This is a genomic window from Thermovirga lienii, from assembly GCF_036847465.1.
Taxonomy (GTDB): Bacteria; Synergistota; Synergistia; order Synergistales; family Thermovirgaceae; genus Thermovirga; species Thermovirga lienii.
The window spans coordinates 1-14,142 of the sequence record NZ_DAITZW010000018.1 but is presented as its reverse complement, the minus strand read 5'-3'; the positions used below and the strand labels follow the sequence as shown (position 1 = coordinate 14,142).

Annotated in this window: 12 protein-coding genes; all 12 read left to right on the top strand. The window is 49.8% G+C overall.

Translation table 11 applies throughout. From position 1 onward, the window contains the following. Window positions 1-97: 97 nt before the first annotated feature. Window positions 98-1,096, top strand: coding sequence for a tRNA (adenosine(37)-N6)-threonylcarbamoyltransferase complex transferase subunit TsaD (gene tsaD, locus V7Z69_RS06115; protein ID WP_014162753.1), 999 nt, complete (start codon window positions 98-100; stop codon window positions 1,094-1,096). A gap of 217 nt (window positions 1,097-1,313) precedes the next feature. Further along, window positions 1,314-1,604 carry a co-chaperone GroES gene (gene groES, locus V7Z69_RS06110; RefSeq protein ID WP_014162754.1) on the top strand — a complete coding sequence of 97 codons (291 nt, stop codon included), beginning with the start codon at window positions 1,314-1,316 and terminating at the stop codon, window positions 1,602-1,604. Between the two features lie 45 nt (window positions 1,605-1,649). Continuing rightward, window positions 1,650-3,269 carry a chaperonin GroEL gene (groL, locus tag V7Z69_RS06105; RefSeq protein ID WP_334139150.1) on the top strand — a complete coding sequence of 540 codons (1,620 nt, stop codon included), beginning with the start codon at window positions 1,650-1,652 and terminating at the stop codon, window positions 3,267-3,269. 113 nt (window positions 3,270-3,382) lie between these two features. Beyond that, a complete protein-coding gene (gene guaA, locus V7Z69_RS06100) occupies window positions 3,383-4,939 on the top strand; it encodes a glutamine-hydrolyzing GMP synthase (protein ID WP_334139148.1) in 1,557 nt (518 codons plus the stop codon). Window positions 4,940-4,978: 39 nt separating this feature from the next. Continuing rightward, window positions 4,979-6,100 carry an AI-2E family transporter gene (locus V7Z69_RS06095; protein ID WP_334139147.1) on the top strand — a complete coding sequence of 374 codons (1,122 nt, stop codon included), beginning with the start codon at window positions 4,979-4,981 and terminating at the stop codon, window positions 6,098-6,100. A 13-nt stretch (window positions 6,101-6,113) separates the two neighbouring features. Continuing rightward, on the top strand, window positions 6,114-6,740 hold the full coding sequence (locus V7Z69_RS06090; protein ID WP_014162758.1) for a molybdopterin-guanine dinucleotide biosynthesis protein B: 627 nt from the start codon (window positions 6,114-6,116) through the stop codon (window positions 6,738-6,740). Window positions 6,741-6,890: 150 nt separating this feature from the next. Further along, a complete protein-coding gene (locus tag V7Z69_RS06085; RefSeq protein WP_334139144.1) occupies window positions 6,891-8,849 on the top strand; it encodes a sodium-translocating pyrophosphatase in 1,959 nt (652 codons plus the stop codon). Window positions 8,850-8,927: 78 nt separating this feature from the next. After that, window positions 8,928-10,706, top strand: coding sequence for a DNA primase (gene dnaG / locus V7Z69_RS06080; RefSeq protein ID WP_014162760.1), 1,779 nt, complete (start codon window positions 8,928-8,930; stop codon window positions 10,704-10,706). After that, window positions 10,690-11,826, top strand: a complete 1,137-nt coding sequence (gene rpoD, locus V7Z69_RS06075) for an RNA polymerase sigma factor RpoD (RefSeq protein WP_334139143.1) — start codon at window positions 10,690-10,692, stop codon at window positions 11,824-11,826. Before dnaG ends, rpoD begins: the two co-directional genes overlap by 17 nt. Window positions 11,827-11,960: 134 nt before the next feature. Further along, window positions 11,961-12,239 (top strand): RNA-binding S4 domain-containing protein, encoded by a 279-nt coding sequence (locus tag V7Z69_RS06070; RefSeq protein WP_334139142.1) that lies wholly within the window; start codon window positions 11,961-11,963, stop codon window positions 12,237-12,239. Between the two features lie 51 nt (window positions 12,240-12,290). Further along, window positions 12,291-13,613 (top strand): phosphopyruvate hydratase, encoded by a 1,323-nt coding sequence (gene eno, locus V7Z69_RS06065; RefSeq protein ID WP_014162763.1) that lies wholly within the window; start codon window positions 12,291-12,293, stop codon window positions 13,611-13,613. Between the two features lie 20 nt (window positions 13,614-13,633). Next, the coding region (locus V7Z69_RS06060; protein WP_334139141.1) for a redox-sensing transcriptional repressor Rex at window positions 13,634-14,142 on the top strand (509 nt) is incomplete at its 3' end.

The following is a 14,142-nucleotide window of genomic DNA, read 5'->3' as shown; positions in this document are numbered from 1 at the left end:
AAGTTTCTGATCCACGAGGAAGGACCCCCTCTCAAGAGGGCGAAAAACTGCAGGGGCTCCTGTTCTGGATGCAGTGGATGCGGAGGTTAAGATTCAGATGATTACCTTAGGTATAGAGACTAGCTGTGACGACACGGGCCTGGCTCTGCTTGAAGGGCCCCGGAGGGTGCTGGCTGACGTCTTGCACAGCCAGGTGGAGGTCCATGCCCCCTTTGGAGGGGTCGTTCCGGAGGTGGCTTCCAGGCTGCATCAAGATGCCTTTCTGCCTCTTTTGATGAGGCTGTTGGAGTCCGCTCAGATCAAGGACCCCAAAAAGGAAATAGATCTTATAGCGGTGACCGTGGGGCCAGGCCTTATGGGGTCTCTTTTGGTGGGAGTGATGTCAGCAAAAGGGCTTGCTCAGGCGTGGGGTGTGCCCATAGTGGGAGTCAACCATCTGGAAGGCCATATCTTCGCCAACGTAATGGCCCATGGAGAATTGGTCCCTCCCTTTTTAAGCTTGGTGGTTTCTGGCGGCCACACGGAAATATACGAAGTACTGGACTACGGAAACTACAACCTCCTGGGCAGGACGAGGGATGATGCAGCCGGAGAGTGCTTCGACAAGGTGGCTAAGTTGTTGGACCTTCCTTATCCTGGAGGCCCCATAATAGACAAGCTGGCCCAAAAAGGAGAATCTACGACCTTTGATTTCCCTGTGCCCCTATCGAACTCAGGGGAGGTTGAGTTCAGCTTCAGTGGTCTTAAGACGGCGGTCCTATGGGCGATAAAGAAGCTGAAAGCGAAAGGTCAAGCTATACCCGTGGAAGATATCTGCGCTTCCTTTCAACGTGCCGTAGTTGAGTCCCTAGTGGGAAAAGTCAGGCTGGCGGTAAAGAAAACTGGCATAAGGAAGGTTGCTATATCGGGTGGTGTTGCGGCGAATTCAGCCCTAAGGGAGGCCCTGAGAAAGGAAAGAGACATAGAGGCCTTTATTCCCCCGGTGAAGATGTGTACCGATAATGGCATAATGATCGCAGCTGCTGGCTACAACAGGTACATGAGGGGACACGTGGACGACCTTCGCATAAACCCCAATCCTTCCATGAGTTTATAAAAACAAGCAAAACAAAGAGAAAAAAAGCATAATAAAAAGAAATATTGGCTACGCGGGGAATAATCGACTTTATTTCCCGTTTAACACTCTTGAGTAGCCGCTTCCTTGCATGTACTATCATTCGCGGTCAGGTTAGCACTCACAGCTAGCGAGTGCTAATATAGAAAGAAGATCCGTAGAAACATTAAAGAATACAAGATAAGGAGGGAATAGCGAAATGAAGCTTAAGCCACTTGGTGACAGGATAGTTGTAAAGGTTGTAACTCAAGAAGAGAAGACTAAAGGTGGAATAGTCCTTCCCGATACCGCAAAGGAGAAGCCTCAGGAAGGCGAGGTAATCGCTGTAGGTACCGGCAGGGTGCTTGATAACGGTCAGAGATTGCCTCTCGAGGTAAAAGTTGGAGATCGCGTGATCTTCAGCAAGTACGGCGGTACTGAAGTTAAGGTAGAAGGTGACGAGTACCTCATCTTGAGTGAAAGGGATATATTGGCCATCCTTGAGAAATAATCTGCTTGGGGATAATTTTTAAAAGACCGAAAGGAGGAAGTAGCAATGCCAAAGATGCTTGCTTTTAACGAAGAAGCCCGTAGAGCTTTAGAGCGTGGTATTAACAAAGTTGCAGATACAGTAGGTGTTACCCTTGGTCCAAAGGGTCGCAACGTAGTCCTGGAGAAGAAGTTCGGTTCTCCCACGATAACCAATGACGGTGTAACCATCGCCAAGGAGATAGAGCTTGAGGATCCCTTTGAGAACATGGGAGCTCAGCTGCTCAAGGAAGTTGCTTCTAAGACCAACGATGTCGCTGGTGACGGTACTACGACTGCTACCATTCTCGCTAGGGCAATGATAAACGAAGGTATGAAGAACGTTGCCGCTGGCGCCAATGGTATGCTCATGCGCAGAGGTATAGAGAAGGCTGTTGACGTCGTGGTCGATGAGCTAAAGAAACTTGCTATTCCCGTCAAGGAAAAAGAGAAGATTGCCCAGGTTGCAGCCATATCCGCTAACGACAAGGCTGTTGGTGAGCTGATCGCCGAGGCCATGGAAAAGGTTGGAGAAGAGGGCGTTATCACTGTAGAGGATAGCCAGACCGTGGGGACCACCCTTGAGGTTGTTGAGGGTCTCCAGTTCGATAAAGGCTACGTGAGCCCATACATGATGACCGATGCCGAGAGGATGGAGGCAAGCCTCGAGGATGCTTACATCCTTATCCACGATGGTAAGATAAGCAGCGTCAAGGACCTCATTCCTCTCCTTGAGAAGGTTGTACAGACCGGTAAGCCTCTGTTGATAATCGCTGAGGACATAGAGGGCGAGGCCCTTGCCACCTTGGTGGTCAACAAGCTCCGTGGCGTGATGCAGGTTGTCGCCGTAAAGGCTCCTGGCTTCGGTGAGAGAAGGAAAGCCATGCTCCAGGATATAGCCATAGTGACCGGTGGTCAGGTCATCTCCGAGGATGTGGGCATCAAGCTTGAGAACGCTGATCTATCCATGCTCGGTCGCGCTAAGAAGGTCCGCGTGACCAAGGAAGAGACCACCATCGTAGAGGGTGCCGGTGATCCTGATGCCATAAGGAAGAGGGCTGCCCAGATCAAGGCCGAACTTGAGGAGTCCACTTCCGAGTACGACAAGGAAAAACTTCAGGAGCGCCTTGCCAAGCTTGTCGGTGGCGTGGCTGTGATCCAGGTTGGTGCCGCTACTGAGACTGAGCAGAAGGAGTTCAAGCACAGGATCGAGGACGCTCTCAACGCTACCCGCGCGGCGGTAGAAGAGGGTATAGTAGCTGGTGGTGGCGTGGCTCTCTTGAATGCCTCCGAGGCTCTGGACAAATTCATTGAGGAGCTCGAGGGCGACGAGAGGACCGGTGCCATGATAGTGAAGAAAGCTCTTACCGCTCCTGTGTACCTCATCGCCACTAACGCTGGTTATCAGGGCGATGTGGTCATAGAGAAGGTCAAGAGCCTCAAGAAGGGCCACGGCCTCAATGCTGCTACCGGCGAGTACGAGGACCTCGTGAAGGCCGGTATCATCGACCCAGTGAAGGTTACCCGCAGTGCCCTTCAGAACGCTGGCTCCATCGCGGCCATGGTCTTGACGACCGAAGCCTTGGTCGCCGATAAGCCGAAGAAAGAAAACGAGAACCCCATGCCAGCAGCAGGTATGGACTACTAGTAAAGTAAAAAGACCTAGAAGGGCCCTTCCTCGGAAGGTCCCTTTTCTTTTTATGGGGGTTTTCTGATAAACTTTACATGATGCAATATTTCGATCAGGAGGATAGAGCCACAATGGGAAATTCAACTTCGGCAATTGAGGAAAAGGTTATAGTTCTAGACTGCGGTTCTCAGTACACTCAGCTCATAGCCAGGAGGATAAGGGAGCTTGGCGTTTACAGTGAAATACTTCCTTGGGATACCCCTTACGAGGAAATAGCGCAACAATCCCCTAAGGGTATAGTGATTTCAGGAGGTCCCTCCTCCGTTAGAGAGGAGGATTCCCCGACGGTCCCAGAGGACGTATTGAGTGGTAAAGTTCCCGTACTTGGAATATGTTACGGCATGCAGCTTATTGCTCACATGTTGGGTGGAGTGGTCAAGAAAGGGCCCTTCGCCGAGTACGGTAAGGCCACGGTTAATGTGACCGATCCAAATGCCGACATTTTCTATGGAGTTTCCTCCCCCCTTCAGGTATGGATGAGCCACTGGGACTACGTGGAACAGCCCCCCAAAGGTTTCAAAGTGGCAGCCAGGAGCGAATCGGGAATGATAGCGTCCATATATAACGATGACCTGAATGTATGGGCTCTTCAATTTCATCCCGAGGTGTGGCACACCCAGCAGGGCAGCAAAATATTGGAAAACTTCCTTTTTAAGATATGTAAATGCAAGGGGCTTTGGGACCTAGAGGGCTGGATAGACATGATGACAAAACAAATAAAAGAGACCGTAGGGCAAGACAAGGTCATATGTGGCCTTTCTGGCGGAGTGGACTCCACAGTGGCTGCAGTTTTGACCCACAAGGCCATAGGGGACAACCTTGAATGTATTTTCGTAGACAACGGTCTCTTGAGGATGAACGAGGCCCAGGAAGTGTTGAAAGTCTATGAGGACCTGCACCTAAAGGTCCATGCTGTAGATGCCCGCGAGAAGTTTCTTAGTGCCCTGAAAGGGGTAACCGATCCAGAAAGAAAGAGGAAGATTATCGGTGAAATATTCATAAGGGTCTTCGAGAAAAAAGCCAACGAGATAGGTGGCGCCAAGTGGCTGCTTCAGGGTACGGTGTACCCCGATGTGATAGAAAGCGGGAAGAAAGGTAAGGACGCTGCCGTCATAAAGAGCCACCACAACGTGGGGGGCTTGCCGGAGGAGATGGATTTAAAGGTCTTAGAACCCCTTAGAGATCTCTTCAAGGACGAGGTCAGAAGAATAGGGGCCATGCTGGATGTGCCCGAGGTCATTTTGAAACGGCACCCATTCCCAGGGCCTGGACTAGCGGTTAGATGTTTGGGTGAGATCACTCCTGAACGCCTTGATACGCTGAGGAAGGCTGACAAAATCTTCTTGGAAGAAATAAGAAAAGAGGGGCTTTACGACGAGATCTGGCAGGCTTTCTGTGTTCTGCTGCCAGTAAAGACCGTGGGCGTTATGGGAGACGTAAGAACCTACGCAGAGATAGTGGGTCTGAGGGCAGTGAGTTCTCAGGATGGCATGACCGCTGATTGGGTCAAGCTCCCCATGGAACTTTTGGACAGGGTCTCTCGGCGCATCTGTAATGAGGTTCCTGGCGCGAACAGGGTGGTCTACGATGTCACCAGCAAACCGCCTTCCACGATAGAGTGGGAGTAATTGGTTGTTGTTAATCCAAAGCTGGAGGGGGCAACATAGATGAACAAAGACGTAACCTTGCCGAAGGGGAAAAACATACGGAGAAGCTACGGGCCTTTCGTCGTGGCGTTCTCCTTGATGGCCCTTTTGACGTACAAGGTTGCCTTTCCTTTGTTTCGCCCTCTGGCTTGGTCGGCGCTATTGGCCTTTTTTGCATATCCAGTTTATAGGTGGTTACACCAGGGCCTCATGAAAGGAAAGCATGAAAACGTGGCAGCCGCCCTCACCACCGCTCTTATAGTGCTTCTTTTAGTGGTGCCTGCGGGGTTTTTGGCCACCCTTCTGGCCAAAGAGGGAATAAAAGTCTACGGCCAGATAGTAGACCTCTTATCTGGGAGCAAGGCTGTGGATTTCGCCTCCATATCCGAAAGGTTACCGCAGTGGTTGGAGACCAAGGGCATAAACATCAGTGCTCACTTAAGTTTTCTGGGAGATATACTCAAGCAGGCAGGAAGGTTTTTGGCAACCCAGATAGCTTCCTTGTCAAGGAATCTTTTGGGCAACACTTTAAGGATGATCTATCAGCTTATTGCCATCACCGTGGCTACTTTCTTCTTTCTGAGGGACGGTCATATTGTACTGGATTTCATCGAAGATATATTGCCCCTCTCCGAAGAGGAGAAGGTCTCGTTGTTTACGCGGGCCAAGAGGTTGCTTCAGGCGGTGGTGTACGGGATCACCTTTACTGCGGGTATTCAGGCTACCTTGGGTGGTTTGGCCTGGTGGAAAGCAGGTCTTGAAGCTCCAGTGATTTTCGGGGCCATAATGTTTGTTCTGGCAATGATTCCTTTCGTGGGTACCCCCCTGGTGCTTTTGCCAGGGGCAGCTTACCTTGCCTTGACCGGTAGCTGGAAGGAGGCCATATATCTTGCCATATGGGCCCTAGCGGTGGTGAGTACAGTAGATAACTTCATCCGTCCCATATTCATTTCCGAAGGAAGCAGCATTCATATACTCATAGTGTTCATAGGTGTAGTTGGGGGCCTTGCTGCATGGGGGTTCATAGGCCTGTTCCTTGGCCCCCTGATAATAAGCCTCTTCATTTTCTTCCTTGATAGTTACAGGAAGCTCTGGCAGGTGAGCGCCTCAAGTTCGAAGGGACCTTCGAAAGAAAAACCTTAAAGGGGGAGTGTTCTTGCCTTTCTTGATAGGGGTAAGCGGCTGGAAAGATTCAGGTAAGACGACCTTGTGCAAGAAGCTCGTGGAACTTTTGCTCGCGAGGGGATGGAAAGTTGGTTTTATAAAGCATACGGAAAAGGAAGTATGTCCAACAAGTCGAAGTGATTCGCAGATCCTCTCTGACGCCCTGGGTGAATCCGTCCTGTGGGGGAAAGATGGAGTCGTACATGTTCAAAAAGATAAGGAGGTTAGCCTTGGCAAGATAGTTTCCCGCCTGTACCCGGGTTACGACATAGTACTACTGGAGGGAGGCAAGGCTATGTCCCTGCCCAAAATATGGGTTAAATCTTCCAGACCCCCTGAGGATGTACCAGGGATAGTGGCGTGTTATGGCGAGGGCCTCTACGAGGGGGCAGCTCCCAGCTTCTCCTTCGGCCAAGAAGAGGAACTGGCCGAGTTCATTGAGGGCATTTTGCGCAAGAACGTCCAAAGGTTGGAAATTTACGCAGAAAGCAGAAAGATTCCGCTAAAGAAGTTTGTTGGGGATTTCATAGAGGGAGCCATTCGCGGTATGCTCTCATCTTTGAAACAAAAACCAGAAGATAGGGAAAATATAAACATTTTTATTAAGGCGAAAAAATGAAGTAAAATATATGTTCGAAGCGTGATTTCTACTTGTGCACCAAAGCCTTGAAAGTTATAATGAAGTTCGCTCTAATGCCTGCCTTAGGCGGGCAGCCCTTTTGTTATGGAGACTTTATGAAAATAGATACGTAAGGGAGGTACATGTAGGATGGAAACGCAGGTTATTCTAATAAGTGGCGTGGCGGGCATCATAGCTTTGCTTTACGCTGTTGTGGCCACGGGCAAGATCAAGGCCTTTGAGGTTACAAACGAGAAGGTGCTTGAGCTTTCCAGCATAATTCAAAGAGGTGCCATGGCTTTCTTGTCCAGAGAGTACAAGGCCCTTGTCCCCTTCGTAGTGGTGGTGGCAGCTATTTTGGGGTACAAGATAGGATATGCCTCTGCAGTTTCTTTCTTATTGGGGGCCTTGTGCAGCGCTCTGGCAGGTTTCATAGGAATGAGGGTCGCAACAGGTGCCAATGGAAAGACAGCTTTTGCTGCATCCAAGGGGGTTAACCCTGCACTCAGGATAGCCTTCATGGGTGGAACCGTTATGGGTATGTCTGTGGTGGGCATAGGAATCATAGGTATCCTGGTTTGTTACTATCTTTATGGTGATCCTGCAGTTATAACGGGATTCGGTTTCGGTGCTAGCTCTATAGCCCTCTTTGCTCGTGTGGGTGGTGGAATCTACACCAAGGCAGCGGACGTGGGTGCCGATTTGGTTGGTAAGGTAGAAGCCGGTATCCCTGAGGACGATCCCCGTAACCCTGCAGTCATAGCTGACAACGTGGGTGACAACGTAGGTGACATTGCAGGAATGGGAGCCGACCTCTTTGAGTCCTACGTTAACTCAGTCATAGCGGCTATGGCCATAGGTATAGCGACCTTCGGCAGCTTGGGAGTTGCCTATCCTCTTCTTTTGGCTGCTTTGGGTATAGTTTCCGCCGTGATAGGGACCTTTTTCGTAAGGGTCAAGGAAGGAGGAGATCCTCAGGTTGCCCTCAGGAAGGGAACCCTTGTTACTGGAGTATTGATAATAGTCGGTTCTTATTTCCTCACGCAGAAGATGTTCGGTGACATAACTCTGTTCTGGGCAGTCACTGCAGGTGTCGCTGTTGGTGTGGTGATTGGTCTCATAACTGAAATTTACACTTCTTCATCTTTCAATCCTGTAAAGCAGATCGCAGCTTCTTCCGAGACTGGTACAGCTACCAACATACTGGCTGGGTTGGGCGTTGGCATGAAGTCAACTGCTTTGCCGGTTCTGCTCATATGCGGAGCCATACTGGTGGGAGTCAAGTTCGGTGGTCTTTTTGGCATAGCCTGTGCTGCCGTTGGAATGCTTTCCATTACAGGTATGACCCTCAGCGTCGACGCTTATGGTCCTATTTCCGACAACGCGGGCGGTATAGCCGAGATGAGCCACATGCCTCCTGAGGTTAGAAAAATAACGGACCGCCTGGATGCCGTTGGTAACACCACCGCAGCCATAGGAAAAGGTTTGGCTATAGGAAGTGCGGCCCTTACGGCTCTGGCTCTCTTTGCGGCCTACGCAACTGCTGTGGGGCTTGAGTCTATCGACCTCAACGACCCAAAGGTCATGGTGGGTCTCTTCATAGGCGGTATGCTGCCCTTCCTGTTCAGTGCCATGACCATCCAAGCGGTGGGTCGTGCTGCTTCTAAGATGATCGATGAGGTAAGAAGACAGTTCAGGGAAGTTCCTGGGATACTTGAGGGTACCGGTCAGCCGGAGTACGAAAAGTGCATAGATATCTCTACTGCGGCCTCTCTGAAGGAAATGATCGTACCTGGCCTTTTGGCGGTCATCTGCCCTGTAGTTGTAGGAATGGTCCTTGGTGCAGAGGCCCTTGGAGGTCTTTTGGGTGGCGCCATAGTCACGGGAGTAATGATGGCCATATTTATGTCCAATGCCGGTGGCGCGTGGGACAATGCCAAAAAGTTCATTGAAGAAGGTCACCATGGCGGCAAGGGTTCTGGCGCCCATGCAGCTGCGGTCGTAGGAGATACGGTGGGCGACCCCTTCAAGGACACTGCAGGTCCGAGCTTGAACATTTTGATAAAATTGATGTCTGTGGTAGCCTTAGTATTGGCACCGCTGTTTTAAAGAGCTCCGCTAATCAATTTAGGCTTACAGCGAGGGGAGAGCTGCGGAGCTCTCCCCTTTGCTTTGAGAGGTGGTCAGATGGCACGGGACCAGGTAGCTGAGATCAAGGAGAGATTGGATATCCTGGACGTAATTGGTGATTACGTTCCCCTCAAGAAAGTAGGCAAGAACTACAGGGGATTGTGCCCCTTTCACACCGAGAAGACTCCTTCGTTCTACGTTTCTCCAGAAAGGCAAACTTACCATTGTTTTGGCTGTGGTAGGGGAGGCGACGTGTTTTCTTTTATCATGGAAAAGGAAGGACTTACCTTCCCTGAGGCAATGCGCTTCCTCGCAGAGCGAGCTGGCGTGAAGCTTGATGAAGGAACTGACTACAAGAAAGCTCAAGGGATGAGTATTTTTGACATTATGGAAGAAGCAGCAAGTTTTTTCAAGGAGCAGCTTTGGTCCAATGCAGGGAAAGCAGCGTTCAAGTACCTCTCAAGGAGAGGATTAAGTGAGAAAGATCTTCGAGAATTCGAGATTGGATGGGCGCCCGAAAGTTGGGATAGCCTGAGACGTCACTTAGAGAGGAAAAATGGTCAGAAGGCTGTGTCATTGGCCTTGGAGGCGGGCATTCTAATAAGAGGCCCCAAGGGTATATATGATAGATTCAGAGGAAGAGTAATTTTTCCCATAAGGGATGTTAGAGGGAAGCTTATAGGCTTTGGGGGCCGGATAATATCGGGAGACGGAGCCAAATACATAAACAGTCCTGAAAGTCCAATATTCACGAAGGGAATGTCTCTTTTTCTTTTACATAGGGCAAAAAATCCTATAAGGGAAAGAAAAAGGGCCATCCTAGTGGAAGGCTACATGGATGCCTTGAAACTCCACATCAAAGGATTTCCAGAATCCGTTGCTACCTTGGGAACCGCCGTCACAGAAGAGCAGGCTAACCTGCTTAGGAGGTTTACTGAGAGGGTCTTTCTATGTTACGACGCCGACTTGGCGGGTCAGGAAGCCAACCTAAGGGGTATGTATGTGCTTCAGCGTATGGGACTTGACGTAAGGGTTGTGCCCCTTCCAGCCGGTAAGGATCCGGATGACCTCCTTTCAGAGGAAGGCGGGCAGGAGAGCTTCAAGAAGCTTCTCGATAAAGCCTTACCCCTGCCTCTTTACCACGTCAAGTTGAAGGAAGAAGAATTGAAGGATGAATTGCTGAGAACCAAAGCAAGAAGACAAGTCCTGGAAGGGCTTGCTTCTTTGCCGCCTTTAGAGGCAAATAGTTACCTACCCGAAGTGGCGCGAGGGTTGGGGATGGTGCTATCAGAGGTGGTAAGGAGCTTAGAGGAGATAAGAAAAGGGATGAAAAACGAATCTGGGAGAAAAGGGTTTTATGACACTTCAAACGTAAATATAAATGAGAGATCTCACAGTGAGGAAAGTAGAAGGCCAGATATAAATCCATTAGATGCTCTATTATGCTATATCCTATGGACAGATGAGAAAATAAGGGGGCAGGAATCTCCCGAAAGGCTTTTGCCCCTTTTGGAGCTGGAGGAGGCAAAGGCCATAGTTTTGGCGTTATTACATGGAGAAGATCCTGAAGAATTGAGAGAAAGATGGCTCAGTGTCGGGGATACTCGTCCTTTGGCTCTTTTGGCAGCAGGTGGAGCCCACATAGAAGAGTATCCTAAGGATAAAGTTTACGAAATTGTAATAGAAGCCTTGGAGCGAAGGGCTAAGATGAAGAGGTTTGAGGTCCTGAAAAACAAAAAGGCCAGAGGAGAAGCGACAGTTGAGGAGATTATGGAGTTTTCTAGACTGGCAAAATTTTTAAAGGGAGGGCTAGGTGGACATGAGCCAAGGAGATAGAGAACATGAAAAACAGGGGACAGAAATGACCAGCAAGGATGTGATGCAGTACATCGATAGCTTTAAAGATCTTTTCCATATGGGACGAGAGAAGGGTTTTTTAACTTATGAGGATATAGAGAAGAACCTGCCCCCTGAGGTTATAAATGCCGAGACCCTTGATAATCTTTACTTTAATCTGATGGAGCTGGGGATCGATTTAGTGGAGGAAGAAAAGGGCAAGGAAGGAGAAGTTGCCGCTGGGACCCAGCCGTCGGAGCTGGTCGATGACATAGGAGAGCTTGAGGATCTTCCTCTCTCCGACCCGGTAAGAATGTACTTGAGAGAGATAGGGAAAATTCCTTTGCTGACACCTGAAGAGGAAGTTGAATTGGCAAAGCGAGTTGAGGAAGGTGATCCCGAAGCCAAAGCCAAGCTAATAGAGGCCAACTTGAGGCTCGTGGTAAGTATAGCCAAGAAGTACATAGGAAGAGGGATGTTGTTCTTGGATCTGATTCAAGAAGGCAACCTGGGCCTAATAAGGGCTGTGGAGAAGTTTGATTACCGCAAAGGGTTCAAGTTCAGTACCTACGCCACGTGGTGGATACGTCAGGCCATAACTAGGGGCATCGCGGATCAGGCTAGGACGATACGCATACCTGTTCACATGGTGGAGACCATAAACAAGCTTATAAGGGTCTCTCGTCAACTGGTCCAGCAGCTAGGGAGAGAACCCACTGCTGAGGAAATTGCTGCGGAGATGGGAATCGCGCCGGAGAAAGTGGAAGAAATACACAGGATAGCCCAGGAACCGGTCTCCTTGGAAACCCCAATAGGTGAAGAGGAAGACAGCGAATTGGGTGACTTTCTTGAGGACAAGGACATTCCTAGCCCCGAGGAGGCCGCAGCTCAGCAGCTTTTGAGGGAGCAACTGGAAGAGATGCTGGAAGAGCTTACCGACAGAGAAAGGGAAGTTTTAAGGCTTCGCTTTGGACTGGAGGACGGCCACCCATACACACTGGAGGAGGTAGGCCGCCGTTTCGGAGTCACCAGGGAACGCATAAGGCAGATAGAGGCAAAGGCACTGAGGAAGCTCAGGCATCCGAGCCGAAGCAAGAAGTTACGAGACTATCTCGATTGATCCTGTATGATAAACGGAGTAATCCGAAAAAGGTGCCTCAGAGGGGCCCTTTTTTCGTGCAAAATTTTTCAAAGTAAACCGTAGTACATTTGAGTTAATTTGATATAATCAATCTTGTTCACGGAGGCACAAAGATGAGGATAGATAAATTTCTTAAGCTGGCAAGGGTAATAAAAAGACGAACCCTGGCTCAGGAGATGATAGAGATCGGGGCCGTTCGTGTAAACGGAAAGGTCGTCAAGGCGTCGAAAGAAATAAAGCCAGGCGACGTGGTGGAAGTGGCCTTTCCTTCGAGGGTTGTGAGCTTCAAGGTTCTGCCCTTTGAGGAGAAGGAGCTTAAAAGAGGGGCCAGGCCTTTTGATGTATTGGAGGAGCGGAGGGTCAATCCTGACGAAAAACCGTGGAACGACTAGTGGTAATGAAAACATGAATAAAAATATATAGAAACAGAGGTGTTGAAGTTTATGAGCTACATTACAGGCGTTCACTCAAGGCAGATATTGGATTCACGAGGTAATCCGACCATCGAGACTGAGGTGTGGTTGGATTCGGGAGTCGTGGCTAGGGCTTCGGTTCCCTCTGGAGCTTCGACCGGCACCTTCGAGGCTTTGGAATTGAGAGATGGCGGAGATCGCTATCTTGGCAAAGGGGTAGAGAAAGCTGTTGCCAACGTAAAGGAGAAGATCGCTCCCGAGATAATAGGTTTGGAAGCGTGGGATATATGGGCCATAGACAAGATCATGATAGAGCTGGATGGTACAGAAAACAAAAGCCGCCTAGGGGCGAACGCAATGCTATCCGTTTCCCTGGCGGTCGCTAGGGCTGCTGCCCTTGATAGGGGGCTTCCTTTATGGGCCTTTTTGGGAGGCGCAGGACCCTTTAGCCTTCCGGTTCCCATGATGAACGTCATAAACGGCGGTGCTCACGCCGATAACAACCTGGACATTCAGGAGTTCATGATAGTTCCCTTCAAGGCTTGTTGCTTTTCCGAAGCCCTGAGAGCAGGAGTGGAGATTTATCATACCTTGAAAAGGGTGCTGAAGGAGAGAGGGCTTTCTACGGCCATAGGAGATGAGGGCGGGTTCGCGCCCAACCTTGCCTCCAATAGGCAGGCCCTGGAGGTTTTGGTGGATTCCATATCTGCTGCCGGATACAAACCTGGCGAAGAGGTGGCGCTGGCCCTCGATGTAGCAGCATCTGAACTTTACAGTGAAGGCGTTTACCATCTGAAGGGCGAGGGTAAGGTTTTAAAGGCCGAGGAGATGGTCTCTTATTATGAGGGACTGAAGAAAGATTTCCCCATCATATCCATAGAGGACGGAATGGCAGAGGAGGACTGGGATGGCTGGAAGGTCCTGACTGAGGCCTTAGGAGAAACCTTGCAGCTGGTGGGGGATGATCTTTTTGTCACCAACATGAAAAGGTTGGAAAGAGGCATAAAAAGCGGCGTGGCTAACGCCATATTGATAAAACTAAACCAGATAGGAACGGTCACCGAGACTGTCGAGGTGGTGAGAAAAGCTGCCAAAAGCGGATACGCCTCCATAATCTCCCACAGATCAGGGGAAACGGAGGATACGTTCATCAGTGACCTCTCCGTGGCCCTTTCAGCGGGACAGATAAAGACTGGAGCTCCTGCAAGGGTGGATCGTGTGGCCAAGTACAATCAACTATTGAGGATAGAAGAGGAATTGGGAGAACATGATCGCTTCAGCGGTATAGACGCTTTCAATAAGGTTGCCCAGGCTTATTCCCGTAGCTGGTGTGTAACTGATCAGGTTTGTTGACGAAGGAAGGAGGAAGGTTGATGAAGGTTGCGGAGCCGACTATAGAGCGATTGGTACAGTACTATCGCCTTCTATCACAGTTGAAAGAGGAAGGCCGTAGGGTCGTTTCCTCTCAGGAGATTGGTGAGATGCTGGGTTTGAAAGCCAGCCAGGTTAGAAAGGACCTCTCCTATTTTGGAGAAATAGGCAAACGAGGTGTTGGATATCATGTAGATCGCTTACACCAACACGTGAGCCAGATTTTATCCCACCCAAATGTATGGAAGATTGGTCTGGTTGGTGTAGGTAGGCTTGGGGAAGCCTTGTTGGGGCACAAGTCACTGAGAAGCGAAAAATTTGGGATAGAAGCGGCCTTTGATGTCGATCCTGAAAAGGTAGGAAAGACCATAGAGGGAGTCCCTTGTTACCATGTCGATGAGATGCCAGAGGTTTTGAAGGAAAAGAACATAGAGATAATAATACTGACGGTTCCTGCGGGGGCAGCTCAGCACGCGGCGGACAAAGCAGTAGCGTCAGGTGTGGTAAAGGG